The organism is Streptomyces kaniharaensis (assembly GCF_009569385.1).
Lineage (GTDB): Bacteria > Actinomycetota > Actinomycetes > Streptomycetales > Streptomycetaceae > Kitasatospora > Kitasatospora kaniharaensis.
The window spans coordinates 1-18,910 of record NZ_WBOF01000018.1; the positions used below are offsets into that span (position 1 = coordinate 1).

The window sequence follows — 18,910 nt, forward strand, 5'->3', positions numbered from 1 at the left end:
GGCCTTTTCCTGTGCCTGGCGGCCGGGCCTCCTCCCTTCCCCTGCCGGGCGGGTTCTTCCGGCGTTCCTCAATGTCACAGCGGGGCCACACCCGCACGCTGTAGACGGTCTTTCCTGCTGAGATGTAACCCTGGGTCGCGTAGGCGCGGACGGTGCTGGCCGTAACGCCGAGTACGGCGGCCGTCTCTTCGTCGTTGAGAAGGTCGTCGGGATGTTCTCCGGCGGGCAGCACAGGGATGGGTCCGCCCGCGAGGTAAGCACGAGCTTGAGCCAGGTCGTAGATCAGGATGCGGCTGCGAGGAAAGAGGCTTGCTACGCGCTGACGGAAGGCGGGGGCATCACGTCGCCTCCATGTGGCGATGGGGACGCCAGCCTGCTCGGCGATATCGGCTTCATTGATCACTGGTCGGTTACGGGGGATCACAATCGTGTTCCTTGAGCAGCTGTCGAGTCACGGACGGGCCCTTGTAGGCTGGTGGTACTTCCTTACGCTGGCGCTTCGTCGGCACGGATGTTGGTTAAGGGCCGGTGGTGTGCCGGGTCGCTCCGCGTGAGTGGCTCTCCCCCCCTTTCATCAGTTCCATCCAACGGCGGACTTCGCGCGGACTGTGGAGCCTGACCACCTTGACGCCCTGATCGGCTGTCTCGGATACCTGTTGGACGTAGCGGGGCCGGTTGTTCCGGTACTTGCGGATGGCGGTGCGCAACAGCGACCGGCGGCTGAAGAATGCTTTGCTCCAGGTCAGTCGCCGTGCTTGTGGGCTGTCCTCGTATCCGGTGAGCTGATAGAGGCTACGGCGCACTATGCGGTACATGATCAGGGGTAGCTGAAAGTCGAGCCACACGAGTACGTCGGCGCGGTGCCAGACGACGTCGGCCAGCTTGGAGAAGTTCCCTTCGACGATCCACGTGTCTTGCCGTGTGATCTCTCCTGCCTGCCGGCGGAACTCGGGCAGCGGCAGGGGGCCGTCAGGGGTGAAGAGAAGGTCATCGAGGTCTGTGTGTGGGTGGCCGAGTTCTGCCGAGAGCCACCTAGCCAGAGTGGATTTTCCTGTGGCGGGTGGTCCGAAGAGTGCGATTTTCCGCATGGATTCCTCGTCTTTTCGGGGAGCGGCGTCCGGGCTTCACCAGGCCTTCGGGCTAGGTCACATCACCCCCACCGGGTCTTGCCATTTCAAACATTACAGCATTCAGACTCGTTACAGCCGTTCGAGACTTGCGGGCCCAGCCGCTTGCGGCTGTCCTTTAGCCCGCCCGCGCCCGAAGGGCGCTCTGGGCGGGCCCAGCCGCTTGCGGCTGTCCTTTAAGGGCGCTCTGGGGGCGGCCCAGCCGCTTGCGGCTGTCCTTTAGCCCGCCCGCGCCCGAAGGGCGCTCGGGGCGGGCCCAGCCGCTTGCGGCTGTCCTTTAGCCCGCCCGCGCCCGAAGGGCGCTCTGGGGGCGGGCCCAGCCGCTTGGCTGTCCTTTAGCCCGCCCCGCGCCGAAGGGCGCGGGCGGGCCCAGCCGCTTGCGGCTGTCCTTAGCCCGCCCGCGCCCGAAGGGCGCTCTGGGGGCGGCCCAGCCGCTTGCGGCTCCTTTAGCCCGCCCGCGCCCGAAGGGCGCTCTGGGGCGGGCCCAGCCGCTTGCGGCTGTCCTTAGCCCGCCCGCGCCCGAAGGGCGCTCTGGGGGCGGGCCCAGCCGCTTGCGGCTGTCCTTTAGCCCCCGCCCCGAAGGGCGCTCTGGGGCGGCCCAGCCGCTTGCGGCTGTCCTTTAGCCCGCCCGCGCCCGAAGGGCGCTCTGGGGCGGGCCCAGCCGCTTGCGGCTGCGCGCCTCACGGCCCGCCTGGCGGCCGTGAGGTTGTGGTGACGGTGTGCTACATCCTAGGGAACAGTGCCCGCGCGGCCATCGGGTACATGTGGAGCCTGCGGAGGTAGTCCGCCTGGAACGCGCTTCGGGCTGCGATCTCGTCGGCGCGCATATCCCCCACCCCCTTCTTGGTCTTCACGATGACCCCGTCGATGATGCTGATTCCCGCGCCTCCGAGATCGGAGAACACGTTGATGCGGAGATGCAGGTACACCTGCCCTTCCTGCTCAGTGATGGTCACCGCATAAGCCAGATCCGCCAATGGGTAGACGTGCGTGGCTCGGGACCGGGCGAGCGACCCGCCGTCGAGGATTTCGGGGCGCAGTGCTCGAAGGTAGTGAGCAAGCGTCGCGCGGGTCGTCGCGCGGAGCGGTACATCGATGTCCTCCGGGTCGAACTCCCGGACAGTGGGCCGCCGCCACAGCCCGGCCTCACCGGTAGCACAGGCACGGATGATCTCGTCATACATCGTTCGCAACTTGCGGTGAATGTAGGCGATATCTGCGTGAAAGTCCGGGTTGGCGAGACTTTCCCATCCCTGCGGCAGCAGGAACTGTGCCGTAGCGGTGGCCGTGGGGGTGGAGAGCGCCGGAACGGGCTGGAGCACCCGCAGAGCGTCACCGTCCACGACATCGGCACACACCAGGGCACCCAAGACGGACGCCTCTTCTACGATCCGGCGACACCGGAGCGCGGAGAGTCCCCCTGCTCGCATGGCCCTCTCCGCGACCTCTGCCCGCTCCTTGCCTGTCCGCCCCACGAAGTGAGCATGGAACCGCTTCTCCCCCTGGATGGATTCACGGTCCAGGGTGTTCGGGTCGTAGCTCCACGAGACCACGGGGCTCAACTCGTAGGCGCGGCAGTGCTCAGCGAAGCACGCCGCGACCACTCCAAGCGCCGTGCCGAACTCTCGCGAGTGGTCGTGCAGTCCCGGCCGGTGCGTGGTTCCAGCGGACATGAGCATGAATTCGTAGAGGGCGTGCGGCGACCTCTTGTCGGTCAGCGCGTACCCCTCATCGGGCGAGACGTTGATGTGCGCGTGGACCCTGGTCCACCCGTACACGTCGTTCACGGTCCCCATCCGCTGAGTTCCGTTCACGTAGCCCGGATAGCCCTTCGCGGCCAGCGAGTCGACCACGGGGACATTCCCGCGCAGGTCCTCAAGCGCCGACGGCAAACAACTGGGTCATCGGGTTTCCTTCCTTCGGTGTCGTTGGTCGCCGGTCGGGGTGTGCCGCCCCTTCCGACATCACTAACTTTACAGCATTTCGGCTCACTCTTCTATGCAAAACCCCAGTTCAGGAAGGGTTTTGCACTCTTTTAGGCCAACCCACGGCCGACGGGGACGCGGTGGGGGCCTACCGCAGGCCACGGAGAGGGCGGAGATGGCTGGTCCGGTGCGCGCAGCTTGCTGCGCAGGACCAGCCACCAGGCCGGTGAACGCGCCGAAGGCGCCCGGCCTGGCGTCCTGCGCTTGCGCGGGATGTCTGGCGGTGAACGCGCCGAAGGCGCCCGCCAGACCACCCCGGAGGGCCGCCAGGCCCTCCGGGGGTGTCTCCGCCCTCTCCGTGGCCTGCGGTAGGCCCCCACCGCGCCAAAAAGCGGAAGTGGGCAGATGTTCGTCCTTCGTTGCGGCTCGCAACAGGGTTCTTACCGACAACCCCGGGTTGGCCGCCTCAGCGGACTGACTCCGCCGGATTCCTAAGCGGCACCTACGTGAGGCGGTCACAGGGAAGTGCCTGCCCGACGGCCGGCCACTCGCCGGGCCTGCCGACTCCTCCTCGGCAACGGAGCAACAGAGTTTCCCAGCCGTCCTGTACGTCATCTTGGTTGTCCAGGCCGGGGAGGAGCAGCGGGCTTCTGAGCCCGGATTGGGCTCACGGTCCCCATGACCCACCTGAGGCGGCGGCGGCCGGAGCCTGCGCCAAGGAGGCGCCGACGGGGCGAACGGTGCTTACTGGAACAGTAAGCACTAACTCGCTGCACCCATCTGACGCCAAGAAACAGCTGTCGAGGCGGAGCAAGTTAGTGGCTAAGTACACCTGAAGGCCCCGACCGGGGACGGTCAGGGCCTTCATCGTGGGGCCGGCCGGATCAGGCGGTCTCAGGGGGAAGGACGTCCGTGCCCCAGGCCAGCCCCCAGGACTCGATCAGCGTCCGAACGCCAGCCTCGCCAAGCGCCTCGGCGGCACGTAGGAGAGCCAGCCGCCGACCGTGCTTGCGGACGATGTGCCGGTACCAGGTAGCCGCCGGGATCACCGCGACCAGCGTGCGCGCGTCGTCTTCGTTGGCCGCGATCTCGGAGTCGGTCCGCTCATCCTGCTCCACCTCCAGCTCGGCGAGGATCCGGTTCAGGGTCTGGGCCCGGTAGTGCTTCCGGACGCCGTTCACCCCGTGCTCGCGCTCGCGGTACTTCGCGACCAACGGGCCCGCCTCACCCAGCTCGGCCAGCTCCTCGGCCGCCAGGTCGCCGAGCTGGAACGGCGACATGCGTCCCCAGCGGCGGCCGTCCTTGAGGTCGGAGCGGGTGAACTCCAGCCCGAAGCCTGCCGATCCGGGCTTGTCGCCGTCCTTGTACAGGTACCGGGCGGCATCACCCTCCTGCCCGGTGTTCAGCGGGCGCAGGTCGGTGCCGTGGCCATCCCCCCCGCACGGGCAGCCGGGCCGGTCGCACGTGGTGCTGACCGCGTAGCCACCGGCGTTGAGCACCGCATCGCGCCACGTCTCGGCCATCCGCTGGCGGAACCGGCGGAACTCCTCCTCCGGCAGCGGCGCCTGGGTGACCCAGAGCGCGTGCCAGTGCACGTGGAACCCGGTGTCCGAGCCCCAGGTGTCCTCGAACGCCCGCTCATAGCCCACGATCTCGAAGTCGGACCGCAGCCGACGCCACGACCGCCCGGCGGACCCGAACGCGCCCTTCCAGCCGTCGTGCGCCACCGCGATCAGTCCGCCGCGCTCGCCGCGCCGCAGCGAGCCGTACGCCTGCCGCTCGAAGTGCCGCAACGTGTAGGTCCCGAGGTACAGGCCGTACCCGGCCGCCGCCAGCGCGTCCGCCGCCTTCTGCGCGTTCTCCGCCCGGACCGCCAGGATCTTCGCCGCGCACCACACGCACATGTGGACGCTGCCGCAGGTGCAGGCCCCACTGAACGAGGCCGCAGCCTTGCCGACCATCACCCCGGCCGCCCCACCCATCAGCCGCGTGCCGCACCCAAGGAACGTCTTGCCGAGCGCCACCGTCTGGTGCGCTTCCCTTCGCTCGAACCGCCCGTCTCGGCCCCGATCCTGACCATCTGTCCGTTTCGGGGTGGTTCGTTCCTCAGACCCCCTCTGACCTGGGGTGGACGGAATTCTCCCCGTAGTACTAAAGCGCACGCCCGTTTTTGGTGCCGAAAATGCCGCCTGACCTGCGGTTTTGTGGTCCCCAAAACGTGACACGTCGGGGGTGGCATCGATGATCCGTTTTGCCCGCTGACGGCACGTGGCAGAGCAGTAGATCTTGACCCGCTTGCCGGTGCCGGGGGCGAACGACTTCCGGCAGCGTGCGCACTTCGGGCGCTTCGGGGGGCGGGTCTGGCTGACGGCATCAGCAGACGCGGATACGCTGGACAACAGGCCTCGGATCGGTGATAGGTGACGAGGTCGGCAATGAGGTCCGGGAGTTGTCTAGGCGCCCGGACCTTTGCCGTTTCTGGAGTTAGAGCACTGATCCTGCCGCATCTGACGGGCCTCAGAGAGACGAACTCGCCGATGGGACTGGTGGGGTTCCAACGAACCGAAGAAGGCCCGGACCGCAGGGTTGGTCCGGGCTGCCGTTCGGTCAGCGCGTGCGCCGCGTGGACGTCCTCGGCCGAGGGATTGGCCGTGTGCCTGCCGAACGCGGGAGCGAACGCCTGCCTCACCGATCCCGGGGGGCTCCGCCCGCCCGGACCCCCGGCCACCTCCAAGGGGGGAAAGGGCTTCGTGATCTTGTTCAGGTGAGTGGGTGGTACGGGTCAACCCGGCGGGGTTCCCCTCGATGGTCGGCACCCAAGGGCTAGCACACCGCCCGGGGGGCCCGGCCCGACCGCGCGCGCCCGCGACCGACTTGGAAGCAGGTGCCGGACCCCCCGAACGGCGCGCTCGGTCTGAAGACTGCCGCCCACCGAGGGGAACCCCGCACAGCCCGACCCCTGGCGCGGGCGGGCGGCGGGGACCGGGCGCGGCTACGGGCTCCAGCTCCACTCGCTTCTTCTCCAGCCCTCAGTACCGCACCGGGTAGTGCTGCGAAGCGAGGACGGGGGGCGATCCACGCGTAAGCGAAGCGCGGGGGTATAGCTCGCTTCCAGGAATCAGGCGTGCAGGCCACACGCCTGATTCCTGGAAGCCTCACCGTACGGGTCAGCCGGGCGGGGAGGTCTGGCTGACCTGGGTGAGGAGGCGTTCCCAAGTGCGTGTTGACCCGCCGTGCTGTTGGGCAAGGGATGCTGCGATGCGATGGCGGGGGGTGTCGCCAGCAGTGCTGAGGGCTGCGGTCGCAGTGTGCAGACGGGGATCACCCTCGTAGGCGTGTGCCTTGCGCGGGCCTTTTCCTGTGCCTGGCGGCCGGCCTCCTCCCTTCCCCTGCCCGGGCGGGTTCTTCCGGCGTTCCTCAATGTCACAGCGGGGCCACACCCGCACGCTGTAGACGGTCTTTCCTGCTGAGATGTAACCCTGGGTCGCGTAGGCGCGGACGGTGCTGGCCGTAACGCCGAGTACGGCGGCCGTCTCTTCGTCGTTGAGAAGGTCGTCGGGATGTTCTCCGGCGGGCAGCACAGGGATGGGTCCGCCCGCGAGGTAAGCACGAGCTTGAGCCAGGTCGTAGATCAGGATGCGGCTGCGAGGAAAGAGGCTTGCTACGCGCTGACGGAAGGCGGGGGCATCACGTCGCCTCCATGTGGCGATGGGGACGCCAGCCTGCTCGGCGATATCGGCTTCATTGATCACTGGTCGGTTACGGGGGATCACAATCGTGTTCCTTGAGCAGCTGTCGAGTCACGGACGGGCCCTTGTAGGCTGGTGGTACTTCCTTACGCTGGCGCTTCGTCGGCACGGATGTTGGTTAAGGGCCGGTGGTGTGCCGGGTCGCTCCGCGTGAGTGGCTCTCCGCCGGCCCTTTCATCAGTTCCATCCAACGGCGGACTTCGCGCGGACTGTGGAGCCTGACCACCTTGACGCCCTGATCGGCTGTCTCGGATACCTGTTGGACGTAGCGGGGCCGGTTGTTCCGGTACTTGCGGATGGCGGTGCGCAACAGCGACCGGCGGCTGAAGAATGCTTTGCTCCAGGTCAGTCGCCGTGCTTGTGGGCTGTCCTCGTATCCGGTGAGCTGATAGAGGCTACGGCGCACTATGCGGTACATGATCAGGGGTAGCTGAAAGTCGAGCCACACGAGTACGTCGGCGCGGTGCCAGACGACGTCGGCCAGCTTGGAGAAGTTCCCTTCGACGATCCACGTGTCTTGCCGTGTGATCTCTCCTGCCTGCCGGCGGAACTCGGGCAGCGGCAGGGGGCCGTCAGGGGTGAAGAGAAGGTCATCGAGGTCTGTGTGTGGGTGGCCGAGTTCTGCCGAGAGCCACCTAGCCAGAGTGGATTTTCCTGTGGCGGGTGGTCCGAAGAGTGCGATTTTCCGCATGGATTCCTCGTCTTTTCGGGGAGCGGCGTCCGGGCTTCACCAGGCCTTCGGGCTAGCGGTCACATCACCCCCACCGGGTCTTGCCATTTCAAACATTACAGCATTCAGACTCGTTACAGCCGTTCGAGACTTGCGGGCCCAGCCGCTTGCGGCTGTCCTTTAGCCCGCCCGCGCCCGAAGGGCGCTCTGGGGGCGGGCCCAGCCGCTTGCGGCTGTCCTTTAGCCCGCCCGCGCCCGAAGGGCGCTCTGGGGGCGGGCCCAGCCGCTTGCGGCTGTCCTTTAGCCCGCCCGCGCCCGAAGGGCGCTCTGGGGGCGGGCCCAGCCGCTTGCGGCTGTCCTTTAGCCCGCCCGCGCCCGAAGGGCGCTCTGGGGGCGGGCCCAGCCGCTTGCGGCTGTCCTTTAGCCCGCCCGCGCCCGAAGGGCGCTCTGGGGGCGGGCCCAGCCGCTTGCGGCTGTCCTTTAGCCCGCCCGCGCCCGAAGGGCGCTCTGGGGGCGGGCCCAGCCGCTTGCGGCTGTCCTTTAGCCCGCCCGCGCCCGAAGGGCGCTCTGGGGGCGGGCCCAGCCGCTTGCGGCTGTCCTTTAGCCCGCCCGCGCCCGAAGGGCGCTCTGGGGGCGGGCCCAGCCGCTTGCGGCTGTCCTTTAGCCCGCCCGCGCCCGAAGGGCGCTCTGGGGGCGGGCCCAGCCGCTTGCGGCTGTCCTTTTCGCGCGCCTCACGGCCCGCCTGTGGCGGGCCGTGAGGTTGTGGTGACGGTGTGCTACATCCTAGGGAACAGTGCCCGCGCGGCCATCGGGTACATGTGGAGCCTGCGGAGGTAGTCCGCCTGGAACGCGCTTCGGGCTGCGATCTCGTCGGCGCGCATATCCCCCACCCCCTTCTTGGTCTTCACGATGACCCCGTCGATGATGCTGATTCCCGCGCCTCCGAGATCGGAGAACACGTTGATGCGGAGATGCAGGTACACCTGCCCTTCCTGCTCAGTGATGGTCACCGCATAAGCCAGATCCGCCAATGGGTAGACGTGCGTGGCTCGGGACCGGGCGAGCGACCCGCCGTCGAGGATTTCGGGGCGCAGTGCTCGAAGGTAGTGAGCAAGCGTCGCGCGGGTCGTCGCGCGGAGCGGTACATCGATGTCCTCCGGGTCGAACTCCCGGACAGTGGGCCGCCGCCACAGCCCGGCCTCACCGGTAGCACAGGCACGGATGATCTCGTCATACATCGTTCGCAACTTGCGGTGAATGTAGGCGATATCTGCGTGAAAGTCCGGGTTGGCGAGACTTTCCCATCCCTGCGGCAGCAGGAACTGTGCCGTAGCGGTGGCCGTGGGGGTGGAGAGCGCCGGAACGGGCTGGAGCACCCGCAGAGCGTCACCGTCCACGACATCGGCACACACCAGGGCACCCAAGACGGACGCCTCTTCTACGATCCGGCGACACCGGAGCGCGGAGAGTCCCCCTGCTCGCATGGCCCTCTCCGCGACCTCTGCCCGCTCCTTGCCTGTCCGCCCCACGAAGTGAGCATGGAACCGCTTCTCCCCCTGGATGGATTCACGGTCCAGGGTGTTCGGGTCGTAGCTCCACGAGACCACGGGGCTCAACTCGTAGGCGCGGCAGTGCTCAGCGAAGCACGCCGCGACCACTCCAAGCGCCGTGCCGAACTCTCGCGAGTGGTCGTGCAGTCCCGGCCGGTGCGTGGTTCCAGCGGACATGAGCATGAATTCGTAGAGGGCGTGCGGCGACCTCTTGTCGGTCAGCGCGTACCCCTCATCGGGCGAGACGTTGATGTGCGCGTGGACCCTGGTCCACCCGTACACGTCGTTCACGGTCCCCATCCGCTGAGTTCCGTTCACGTAGCCCGGATAGCCCTTCGCGGCCAGCGAGTCGACCACGGGGACATTCCCGCGCAGGTCCTCAAGCGCCGACGGCAACAACTGGGTCATCGGGTTTCCTTCCTTCGGTGTCGTTGGTCGCCGGTCGGGGTGTGCCGCCCCTTCCGACATCACTAACTTTACAGCATTTCGGCTCACTCTTCTATGCAAAACCCCAGTTCAGGAAGGGTTTTGCACTCTTTTTAGGCCAACCCACGGCCGACGGGGACGCGGTGGGGGCCTACCGCAGGCCACGGAGAGGGCGGAGATGGCTGGTCCGGTGCGCGCAGCTTGCTGCGCAGGACCAGCCACCAGGCCGGTGAACGCGCCGAAGGCGCCCGGCCTGGCGTCCTGCGCTTGCGCGGGATGGTCTGGCGGTGAACGCGCCGAAGGCGCCCGCCAGACCACCCCGGAGGGCCGCCAGGCCCTCCGGGGTGTCTCCGCCCTCTCCGTGGCCTGCGGTAGGCCCCCACCGCGCCAAAAAGCGGAAGTGGGCAGATGTTCGTCCTTCGTTGCGGCTCGCAACAGGGTTCTTACCGACAACCCCGGGTTGGCCGCCTCAGCGGACTGACTCCGCCGGATTCCTAAGCGGCACCTACGTGAGGCGGTCACAGGGAAGTGCCTGCCCGACGGCCGGCCACTCGCCGGGCCTGCCGACTCCTCCTCGGCAACGGAGCAACAGAGTTTCCCAGCCGTCCTGTACGTCATCTTGGTTGTCCAGGCCGGGGAGGAGCAGCGGCTTCTGAGCCCGGATTGGGCTCACGGTCCCCATGACCCACCTGAGGCGGCGGCGGCCGGAGCCTGCGCCAAGGAGGCGCCGACGGGGCGAACGGTGCTTACTGGAACAGTAAGCACTAACTCGCTGCACCCATCTGACGCCAAGAAACAGCTGTCGAGGCGGAGCAAGTTAGTGGCTAAGTACACCTGAAGGCCCCGACCGGGGACGGTCAGGGCCTTCATCGTGGGGCCGGCCGGATCAGGCGGTCTCAGGGGGAAGGACGTCCGTGCCCCAGGCCAGCCCCCAGGACTCGATCAGCGTCCGAACGCCAGCCTCGCCAAGCGCCTCGGCGGCACGTAGGAGAGCCAGCCGCCGACCGTGCTTGCGGACGATGTGCCGGTACCAGGTAGCCGCCGGGATCACCGCGACCAGCGTGCGCGCGTCGTCTTCGTTGGCCGCGATCTCGGAGTCGGTCCGCTCATCCTGCTCCACCTCCAGCTCGGCGAGGATCCGGTTCAGGGTCTGGGCCCGGTAGTGCTTCCGGACGCCGTTCACCCCGTGCTCGCGCTCGCGGTACTTCGCGACCAACGGGCCCGCCTCACCCAGCTCGGCCAGCTCCTCGGCCGCCAGGTCGCCGAGCTGGAACGGCGACATGCGTCCCCAGCGGCGGCCGTCCTTGAGGTCGGAGCGGGTGAACTCCAGCCCGAAGCCTGCCGATCCGGGCTTGTCGCCGTCCTTGTACAGGTACCGGGCGGCATCACCCTCCTGCCCGGTGTTCAGCGGGCGCAGGTCGGTGCCGTGGCCATCCCCCCCGCACGGGCAGCCGGGCCGGTCGCACGTGGTGCTGACCGCGTAGCCACCGGCGTTGAGCACCGCATCGCGCCACGTCTCGGCCATCCGCTGGCGGAACCGGCGGAACTCCTCCTCCGGCAGCGGCGCCTGGGTGACCCAGAGCGCGTGCCAGTGCACGTGGAACCCGGTGTCCGAGCCCCAGGTGTCCTCGAACGCCCGCTCATAGCCCACGATCTCGAAGTCGGACCGCAGCCGACGCCACGACCGCCCGGCGGACCCGAACGCGCCCTTCCAGCCGTCGTGCGCCACCGCGATCAGTCCGCCGCGCTCGCCGCGCCGCAGCGAGCCGTACGCCTGCCGCTCGAAGTGCCGCAACGTGTAGGTCCCGAGGTACAGGCCGTACCCGGCCGCCGCCAGCGCGTCCGCCGCCTTCTGCGCGTTCTCCGCCCGGACCGCCAGGATCTTCGCCGCGCACCACACGCACATGTGGACGCTGCCGCAGGTGCAGGCCCCACTGAACGAGGCCGCAGCCTTGCCGACCATCACCCCGGCCGCCCCACCCATCAGCCGCGTGCCGCACCCAAGGAACGTCTTGCCGAGCGCCACCGTCTGGTGCGCTTCCCTTCGCTCGAACCGCCCGTCTCGGCCCCGATCCTGACCATCTGTCCGTTTCGGGGTGGTTCGTTCCTCAGACCCCCTCTGACCTGGGGTGGACGGAATTCTCCCCGTAGTACTAAAGCGCACGCCCGTTTTTGGTGCCGAAAATGCCGCCTGACCTGCGGTTTTGTGGTCCCCAAAACGTGACACGTCGGGGGTGGCATCGATGATCCGTTTTGCCCGCTGACGGCACGTGGCAGAGCAGTAGATCTTGACCCGCTTGCCGGTGCCGGGGGCGAACGACTTCCGGCAGCGTGCGCACTTCGGGCGCTTCGGGGGGCGGGTCTGGCTGACGGCATCAGCAGACGCGGATACGCTGGACAACAGGCCTCGGATCGGTGATAGGTGACGAGGTCGGCAATGAGGTCCGGGAGTTGTCTAGGCGCCCGGACCTTTGCCGTTTCTGGAGTTAGAGCACTGATCCTGCCGCATCTGACGGGCCTCAGAGAGACGAACTCGCCGATGGGACTGGTGGGGTTCCAACGAACCGAAGAAGGCCCGGACCGCAGGGTTGGTCCGGGCTGCCGTTCGGTCAGCGCGTGCGCCGCGTGGACGTCCTCGGCCGAGGGATTGGCCGTGTGCCTGCCGAACGCGGGAGCGAACGCCTGCCTCACCGATCCCGGGGGGCTCCGCCCGCCCGGACCCCCGGCCACCTCCAAGGGGGGAAAGGGCTTCGTGATCTTGTTCAGGTGAGTGGGTGGTACGGGTCAACCCGGCGGGGTTCCCCTCGATGGTCGGCACCCAAGGGCTAGCACACCGCCCGGGGGGCCCGGCCCGACCGCGCGCGCCCGCGACCGACTTGGAAGCAGGTGCCGGACCCCCCGAACGGCGCGCTCGGTCTGAAGACTGCCGCCCACCGAGGGGAACCCCGCACAGCCCGACCCCTGGCGCGGGCGGGCGGCGGGGACCGGGCGCGGCTACGGGCTCCAGCTCCACTCGCTTCTTCTCCAGCCCTCAGTACCGCACCGGGTAGTGCTGCGAAGCGAGGACGGGGGGCGATCCACGCGTAAGCGAAGCGCGGGGGTATAGCTCGCTTCCAGGAATCAGGCGTGCAGGCCACACGCCTGATTCCTGGAAGCCTCACCGTACGGGTCAGCCGGGCGGGGAGGTCTGGCTGACCTGGGTGAGGAGGCGTTCCCAAGTGCGTGTTGACCCGCCGTGCTGTTGGGCAAGGGATGCTGCGATGCGATGGCGGGGGGTGTCGCCAGCAGTGCTGAGGGCTGCGGTCGCAGTGTGCAGACGGGGATCACCCTCGTAGGCGTGTGCCTTGCGCGGGCCTTTTCCTGTGCCTGGCGGCCGGCCTCCTCCCTTCCCCTGCCCGGGCGGGTTCTTCCGGCGTTCCTCAATGTCACAGCGGGGCCACACCCGCACGCTGTAGACGGTCTTTCCTGCTGAGATGTAACCCTGGGTCGCGTAGGCGCGGACGGTGCTGGCCGTAACGCCGAGTACGGCGGCCGTCTCTTCGTCGTTGAGAAGGTCGTCGGGATGTTCTCCGGCGGGCAGCACAGGGATGGGTCCGCCCGCGAGGTAAGCACGAGCTTGAGCCAGGTCGTAGATCAGGATGCGGCTGCGAGGAAAGAGGCTTGCTACGCGCTGACGGAAGGCGGGGGCATCACGTCGCCTCCATGTGGCGATGGGGACGCCAGCCTGCTCGGCGATATCGGCTTCATTGATCACTGGTCGGTTACGGGGGATCACAATCGTGTTCCTTGAGCAGCTGTCGAGTCACGGACGGGCCCTTGTAGGCTGGTGGTACTTCCTTACGCTGGCGCTTCGTCGGCACGGATGTTGGTTAAGGGCCGGTGGTGTGCCGGGTCGCTCCGCGTGAGTGGCTCTCCGCCGGCCCTTTCATCAGTTCCATCCAACGGCGGACTTCGCGCGGACTGTGGAGCCTGACCACCTTGACGCCCTGATCGGCTGTCTCGGATACCTGTTGGACGTAGCGGGGCCGGTTGTTCCGGTACTTGCGGATGGCGGTGCGCAACAGCGACCGGCGGCTGAAGAATGCTTTGCTCCAGGTCAGTCGCCGTGCTTGTGGGCTGTCCTCGTATCCGGTGAGCTGATAGAGGCTACGGCGCACTATGCGGTACATGATCAGGGGTAGCTGAAAGTCGAGCCACACGAGTACGTCGGCGCGGTGCCAGACGACGTCGGCCAGCTTGGAGAAGTTCCCTTCGACGATCCACGTGTCTTGCCGTGTGATCTCTCCTGCCTGCCGGCGGAACTCGGGCAGCGGCAGGGGGCCGTCAGGGGTGAAGAGAAGGTCATCGAGGTCTGTGTGTGGGTGGCCGAGTTCTGCCGAGAGCCACCTAGCCAGAGTGGATTTTCCTGTGGCGGGTGGTCCGAAGAGTGCGATTTTCCGCATGGATTCCTCGTCTTTTCGGGGAGCGGCGTCCGGGCTTCACCAGGCCTTCGGGCTAGCGGTCACATCACCCCCACCGGGTCTTGCCATTTCAAACATTACAGCATTCAGACTCGTTACAGCCGTTCGAGACTTGCGGGCCCAGCCGCTTGCGGCTGTCCTTTAGCCCGCCCGCGCCCGAAGGGCGCTCTGGGGGCGGGCCCAGCCGCTTGCGGCTGTCCTTTAGCCCGCCCGCGCCCGAAGGGCGCTCTGGGGGCGGGCCCAGCCGCTTGCGGCTGTCCTTTAGCCCGCCCGCGCCCGAAGGGCGCTCTGGGGGCGGGCCCAGCCGCTTGCGGCTGTCCTTTAGCCCGCCCGCGCCCGAAGGGCGCTCTGGGGGCGGGCCCAGCCGCTTGCGGCTGTCCTTTAGCCCGCCCGCGCCCGAAGGGCGCTCTGGGGGCGGGCCCAGCCGCTTGCGGCTGTCCTTTAGCCCGCCCGCGCCCGAAGGGCGCTCTGGGGGCGGGCCCAGCCGCTTGCGGCTGTCCTTTAGCCCGCCCGCGCCCGAAGGGCGCTCTGGGGGCGGGCCCAGCCGCTTGCGGCTGTCCTTTAGCCCGCCCGCGCCCGAAGGGCGCTCTGGGGGCGGGCCCAGCCGCTTGCGGCTGTCCTTTTCGCGCGCCTCACGGCCCGCCTGTGGCGGGCCGTGAGGTTGTGGTGACGGTGTGCTACATCCTAGGGAACAGTGCCCGCGCGGCCATCGGGTACATGTGGAGCCTGCGGAGGTAGTCCGCCTGGAACGCGCTTCGGGCTGCGATCTCGTCGGCGCGCATATCCCCCACCCCCTTCTTGGTCTTCACGATGACCCCGTCGATGATGCTGATTCCCGCGCCTCCGAGATCGGAGAACACGTTGATGCGGAGATGCAGGTACACCTGCCCTTCCTGCTCAGTGATGGTCACCGCATAAGCCAGATCCGCCAATGGGTAGACGTGCGTGGCTCGGGACCGGGCGAGCGACCCGCCGTCGAGGATTTCGGGGCGCAGTGCTCGAAGGTAGTGAGCAAGCGTCGCGCGGGTCGTCGCGCGGAGCGGTACATCGATGTCCTCCGGGTCGAACTCCCGGACAGTGGGCCGCCGCCACAGCCCGGCCTCACCGGTAGCACAGGCACGGATGATCTCGTCATACATCGTTCGCAACTTGCGGTGAATGTAGGCGATATCTGCGTGAAAGTCCGGGTTGGCGAGACTTTCCCATCCCTGCGGCAGCAGGAACTGTGCCGTAGCGGTGGCCGTGGGGGTGGAGAGCGCCGGAACGGGCTGGAGCACCCGCAGAGCGTCACCGTCCACGACATCGGCACACACCAGGGCACCCAAGACGGACGCCTCTTCTACGATCCGGCGACACCGGAGCGCGGAGAGTCCCCCTGCTCGCATGGCCCTCTCCGCGACCTCTGCCCGCTCCTTGCCTGTCCGCCCCACGAAGTGAGCATGGAACCGCTTCTCCCCCTGGATGGATTCACGGTCCAGGGTGTTCGGGTCGTAGCTCCACGAGACCACGGGGCTCAACTCGTAGGCGCGGCAGTGCTCAGCGAAGCACGCCGCGACCACTCCAAGCGCCGTGCCGAACTCTCGCGAGTGGTCGTGCAGTCCCGGCCGGTGCGTGGTTCCAGCGGACATGAGCATGAATTCGTAGAGGGCGTGCGGCGACCTCTTGTCGGTCAGCGCGTACCCCTCATCGGGCGAGACGTTGATGTGCGCGTGGACCCTGGTCCACCCGTACACGTCGTTCACGGTCCCCATCCGCTGAGTTCCGTTCACGTAGCCCGGATAGCCCTTCGCGGCCAGCGAGTCGACCACGGGGACATTCCCGCGCAGGTCCTCAAGCGCCGACGGCAACAACTGGGTCATCGGGTTTCCTTCCTTCGGTGTCGTTGGTCGCCGGTCGGGGTGTGCCGCCCCTTCCGACATCACTAACTTTACAGCATTTCGGCTCACTCTTCTATGCAAAACCCCAGTTCAGGAAGGGTTTTGCACTCTTTTTAGGCCAACCCACGGCCGACGGGGACGCGGTGGGGGCCTACCGCAGGCCACGGAGAGGGCGGAGATGGCTGGTCCGGTGCGCGCAGCTTGCTGCGCAGGACCAGCCACCAGGCCGGTGAACGCGCCGAAGGCGCCCGGCCTGGCGTCCTGCGCTTGCGCGGGATGGTCTGGCGGTGAACGCGCCGAAGGCGCCCGCCAGACCACCCCGGAGGGCCGCCAGGCCCTCCGGGGTGTCTCCGCCCTCTCCGTGGCCTGCGGTAGGCCCCCACCGCGCCAAAAAGCGGAAGTGGGCAGATGTTCGTCCTTCGTTGCGGCTCGCAACAGGGTTCTTACCGACAACCCCGGGTTGGCCGCCTCAGCGGACTGACTCCGCCGGATTCCTAAGCGGCACCTACGTGAGGCGGTCACAGGGAAGTGCCTGCCCGACGGCCGGCCACTCGCCGGGCCTGCCGACTCCTCCTCGGCAACGGAGCAACAGAGTTTCCCAGCCGTCCTGTACGTCATCTTGGTTGTCCAGGCCGGGGAGGAGCAGCGGCTTCTGAGCCCGGATTGGGCTCACGGTCCCCATGACCCACCTGAGGCGGCGGCGGCCGGAGCCTGCGCCAAGGAGGCGCCGACGGGGCGAACGGTGCTTACTGGAACAGTAAGCACTAACTCGCTGCACCCATCTGACGCCAAGAAACAGCTGTCGAGGCGGAGCAAGTTAGTGGCTAAGTACACCTGAAGGCCCCGACCGGGGACGGTCAGGGCCTTCATCGTGGGGCCGGCCGGATCAGGCGGTCTCAGGGGGAAGGACGTCCGTGCCCCAGGCCAGCCCCCAGGACTCGATCAGCGTCCGAACGCCAGCCTCGCCAAGCGCCTCGGCGGCACGTAGGAGAGCCAGCCGCCGACCGTGCTTGCGGACGATGTGCCGGTACCAGGTAGCCGCCGGGATCACCGCGACCAGCGTGCGCGCGTCGTCTTCGTTGGCCGCGATCTCGGAGTCGGTCCGCTCATCCTGCTCCACCTCCAGCTCGGCGAGGATCCGGTTCAGGGTCTGGGCCCGGTAGTGCTTCCGGACGCCGTTCACCCCGTGCTCGCGCTCGCGGTACTTCGCGACCAACGGGCCCGCCTCACCCAGCTCGGCCAGCTCCTCGGCCGCCAGGTCGCCGAGCTGGAACGGCGACATGCGTCCCCAGCGGCGGCCGTCCTTGAGGTCGGAGCGGGTGAACTCCAGCCCGAAGCCTGCCGATCCGGGCTTGTCGCCGTCCTTGTACAGGTACCGGGCGGCATCACCCTCCTGCCCGGTGTTCAGCGGGCGCAGGTCGGTGCCGTGGCCATCCCCCCCGCACGGGCAGCCGGGCCGGTCGCACGTGGTGCTGACCGCGTAGCCACCGGCGTTGAGCACCGCATCGCGCCACGTCTCGGCCATCCGCTGGCGGAACCGGCGGAACTCCTCCTCCGGCAGCGGCGCCTGGGTGACCCAGAGCGCGTGCCAGTGCACGTGGAACCCGGTGTCCGAGCCCCAGGTGTCCTCGAACGCCCGCTCATAGCCCACGATCTCGAAGTCGGACCGCAGCCGACGCCACGACCGCCCGGCGGACCCGAACGCGCCCTTCCAGCCGTCGTGCGCCACCGCGATCAGTCCGCCGCGCTCGCCGCGCCGCAGCGAGCCGTACGCCTGCCGCTCGAAGTGCCGCAACGTGTAGGTCCCGAGGTACAGGCCGTACCCGGCCGCCGCCAGCGCGTCCGCCGCCTTCTGCGCGTTCTCCGCCCGGACCGCCAGGATCTTCGCCGCGCACCACACGCACATGTGGACGCTGCCGCAGGTGCAGGCCCCACTGAACGAGGCCGCAGCCTTGCCGACCATCACCCCGGCCGCCCCACCCATCAGCCGCGTGCCGCACCCAAGGAACGTCTTGCCGAGCGCCACCGTCTGGTGCGCTTCCCTTCGCTCGAACCGCCCGTCTCGGCCCCGATCCTGACCATCTGTCCGTTTCGGGGTGGTTCGTTCCTCAGACCCCCTCTGACCTGGGGTGGACGGAATTCTCCCCGTAGTACTAAAGCGCACGCCCGTTTTTGGTGCCGAAAATGCCGCCTGACCTGCGGTTTTGTGGTCCCCAAAACGTGACACGTCGGGGGTGGCATCGATGATCCGTTTTGCCCGCTGACGGCACGTGGCAGAGCAGTAGATCTTGACCCGCTTGCCGGTGCCGGGGGCGAACGACTTCCGGCAGCGTGCGCACTTCGGGCGCTTCGGGGGGCGGGTCTGGCTGACGGCATCAGCAGACGCGGATACGCTGGACAACAGGCCTCGGATCGGTGATAGGTGACGAGGTCGGCAATGAGGTCCGGGAGTTGTCTAGGCGCCCGGACCTTTGCCGTTTCTGGAGTTAGAGCACTGATCCTGCCGCATCTGACGGGCCTCAGAGAGACGAACTCGCCGATGGGACTGGTGGGGTTCCAACGAACCGAAGAAGGCCCGGACCGCAGGGTTGGTCCGGGCTGCCGTTCGGTCAGCGCGTGCGCCGCGTGGACGTCCTCGGCCGAGGGATTGGCCGTGTGCCTGCCGAACGCGGGAGCGAACGCCTGCCTCACCGATCCCGGGGGGCTCCGCCCGCCCGGACCCCCGGCCACCTCCAAGGGGGGAAAGGGCTTCGTGATCTTGTTCAGGTGAGTGGGTGGTACGGGTCAACCCGGCGGGGTTCCCCTCGATGGTCGGCACCCAAGGGCTAGCACACCGCCCGGGGGGCCCGGCCCGACCGCGCGCGCCCGCGACCGACTTGGAAGCAGGTGCCGGACCCCCCGAACGGCGCGCTCGGTCTGAAGACTGCCGCCCACCGAGGGGAACCCCGCACAGCCCGACCCCTGGCGCGGGCGGGCGGCGGGGACCGGGCGCGGCTACGGGCTCCAGCTCCACTCGCTTCTTCTCCAGCCCTCAGTACCGCACCGGGTAGTGCTGCGAAGCGAGGACGGGGGGCGATCCACGCGTAAGCGAAGCGCGGGGGTATAGCTCGCTTCCAGGAATCAGGC

At 68.2% G+C, this 18,910-nt stretch carries 12 protein-coding genes; all 12 read right to left on the minus strand.

Annotated features, from left to right (window positions below; translation table 11 throughout):
- Positions 1-424, minus strand: a 424-nt coding sequence (locus F7Q99_RS40045; RefSeq protein ID WP_230211370.1) for a DNA-binding protein, incomplete at its 3' end; no start/stop codon positions are given.
- 94 nt (positions 425-518) lie between these two features.
- Positions 519-1,088 carry a P-loop NTPase family protein gene (locus tag F7Q99_RS40050; protein ID WP_153472372.1) on the minus strand — a complete coding sequence of 190 codons (570 nt, stop codon included), beginning with the start codon at positions 1,086-1,088 and terminating at the stop codon, positions 519-521.
- 761 nt (positions 1,089-1,849) lie between these two features.
- Entirely contained in the window at positions 1,850-2,980 is a 1,131-nt protein-coding gene (locus tag F7Q99_RS40055; protein WP_230211371.1) for a hypothetical protein, read from the minus strand.
- Positions 2,981-3,936: 956 nt separating this feature from the next.
- Entirely contained in the window at positions 3,937-5,076 is a 1,140-nt protein-coding gene (locus F7Q99_RS40060; RefSeq protein ID WP_153472374.1) for a hypothetical protein, read from the minus strand.
- 1,143 nt (positions 5,077-6,219) lie between these two features.
- The gene (locus F7Q99_RS40065; protein WP_230211372.1) at positions 6,220-6,825 is read right to left on the minus strand and encodes a DNA-binding protein; all 606 of its coding nucleotides are present in this window, start codon (positions 6,823-6,825) and stop codon (positions 6,220-6,222) included.
- Between the two features lie 94 nt (positions 6,826-6,919).
- Complete coding sequence (locus F7Q99_RS40070; protein WP_153472376.1) at positions 6,920-7,492, minus strand: P-loop NTPase family protein; 573 nt, start codon at positions 7,490-7,492, stop codon at positions 6,920-6,922.
- Positions 7,493-8,247: 755 nt separating this feature from the next.
- Complete coding sequence (locus tag F7Q99_RS40075; RefSeq protein ID WP_230211373.1) at positions 8,248-9,429, minus strand: hypothetical protein; 1,182 nt, start codon at positions 9,427-9,429, stop codon at positions 8,248-8,250.
- 904 nt (positions 9,430-10,333) lie between these two features.
- Positions 10,334-11,473 (minus strand): hypothetical protein, encoded by a 1,140-nt coding sequence (locus F7Q99_RS40080; RefSeq protein WP_153472374.1) that lies wholly within the window; start codon positions 11,471-11,473, stop codon positions 10,334-10,336.
- Between the two features lie 1,143 nt (positions 11,474-12,616).
- Positions 12,617-13,222 (minus strand): DNA-binding protein, encoded by a 606-nt coding sequence (locus F7Q99_RS40085; protein ID WP_230211372.1) that lies wholly within the window; start codon positions 13,220-13,222, stop codon positions 12,617-12,619.
- Between the two features lie 94 nt (positions 13,223-13,316).
- Positions 13,317-13,889 (minus strand): P-loop NTPase family protein, encoded by a 573-nt coding sequence (locus F7Q99_RS40090; protein WP_153472376.1) that lies wholly within the window; start codon positions 13,887-13,889, stop codon positions 13,317-13,319.
- A gap of 695 nt (positions 13,890-14,584) precedes the next feature.
- On the minus strand, positions 14,585-15,766 hold the full coding sequence (locus F7Q99_RS40095; RefSeq protein WP_230211373.1) for a hypothetical protein: 1,182 nt from the start codon (positions 15,764-15,766) through the stop codon (positions 14,585-14,587).
- Between the two features lie 904 nt (positions 15,767-16,670).
- Entirely contained in the window at positions 16,671-17,810 is a 1,140-nt protein-coding gene (locus tag F7Q99_RS40100; RefSeq protein WP_153472374.1) for a hypothetical protein, read from the minus strand.
- Positions 17,811-18,910 lie beyond the last annotated feature (1,100 nt).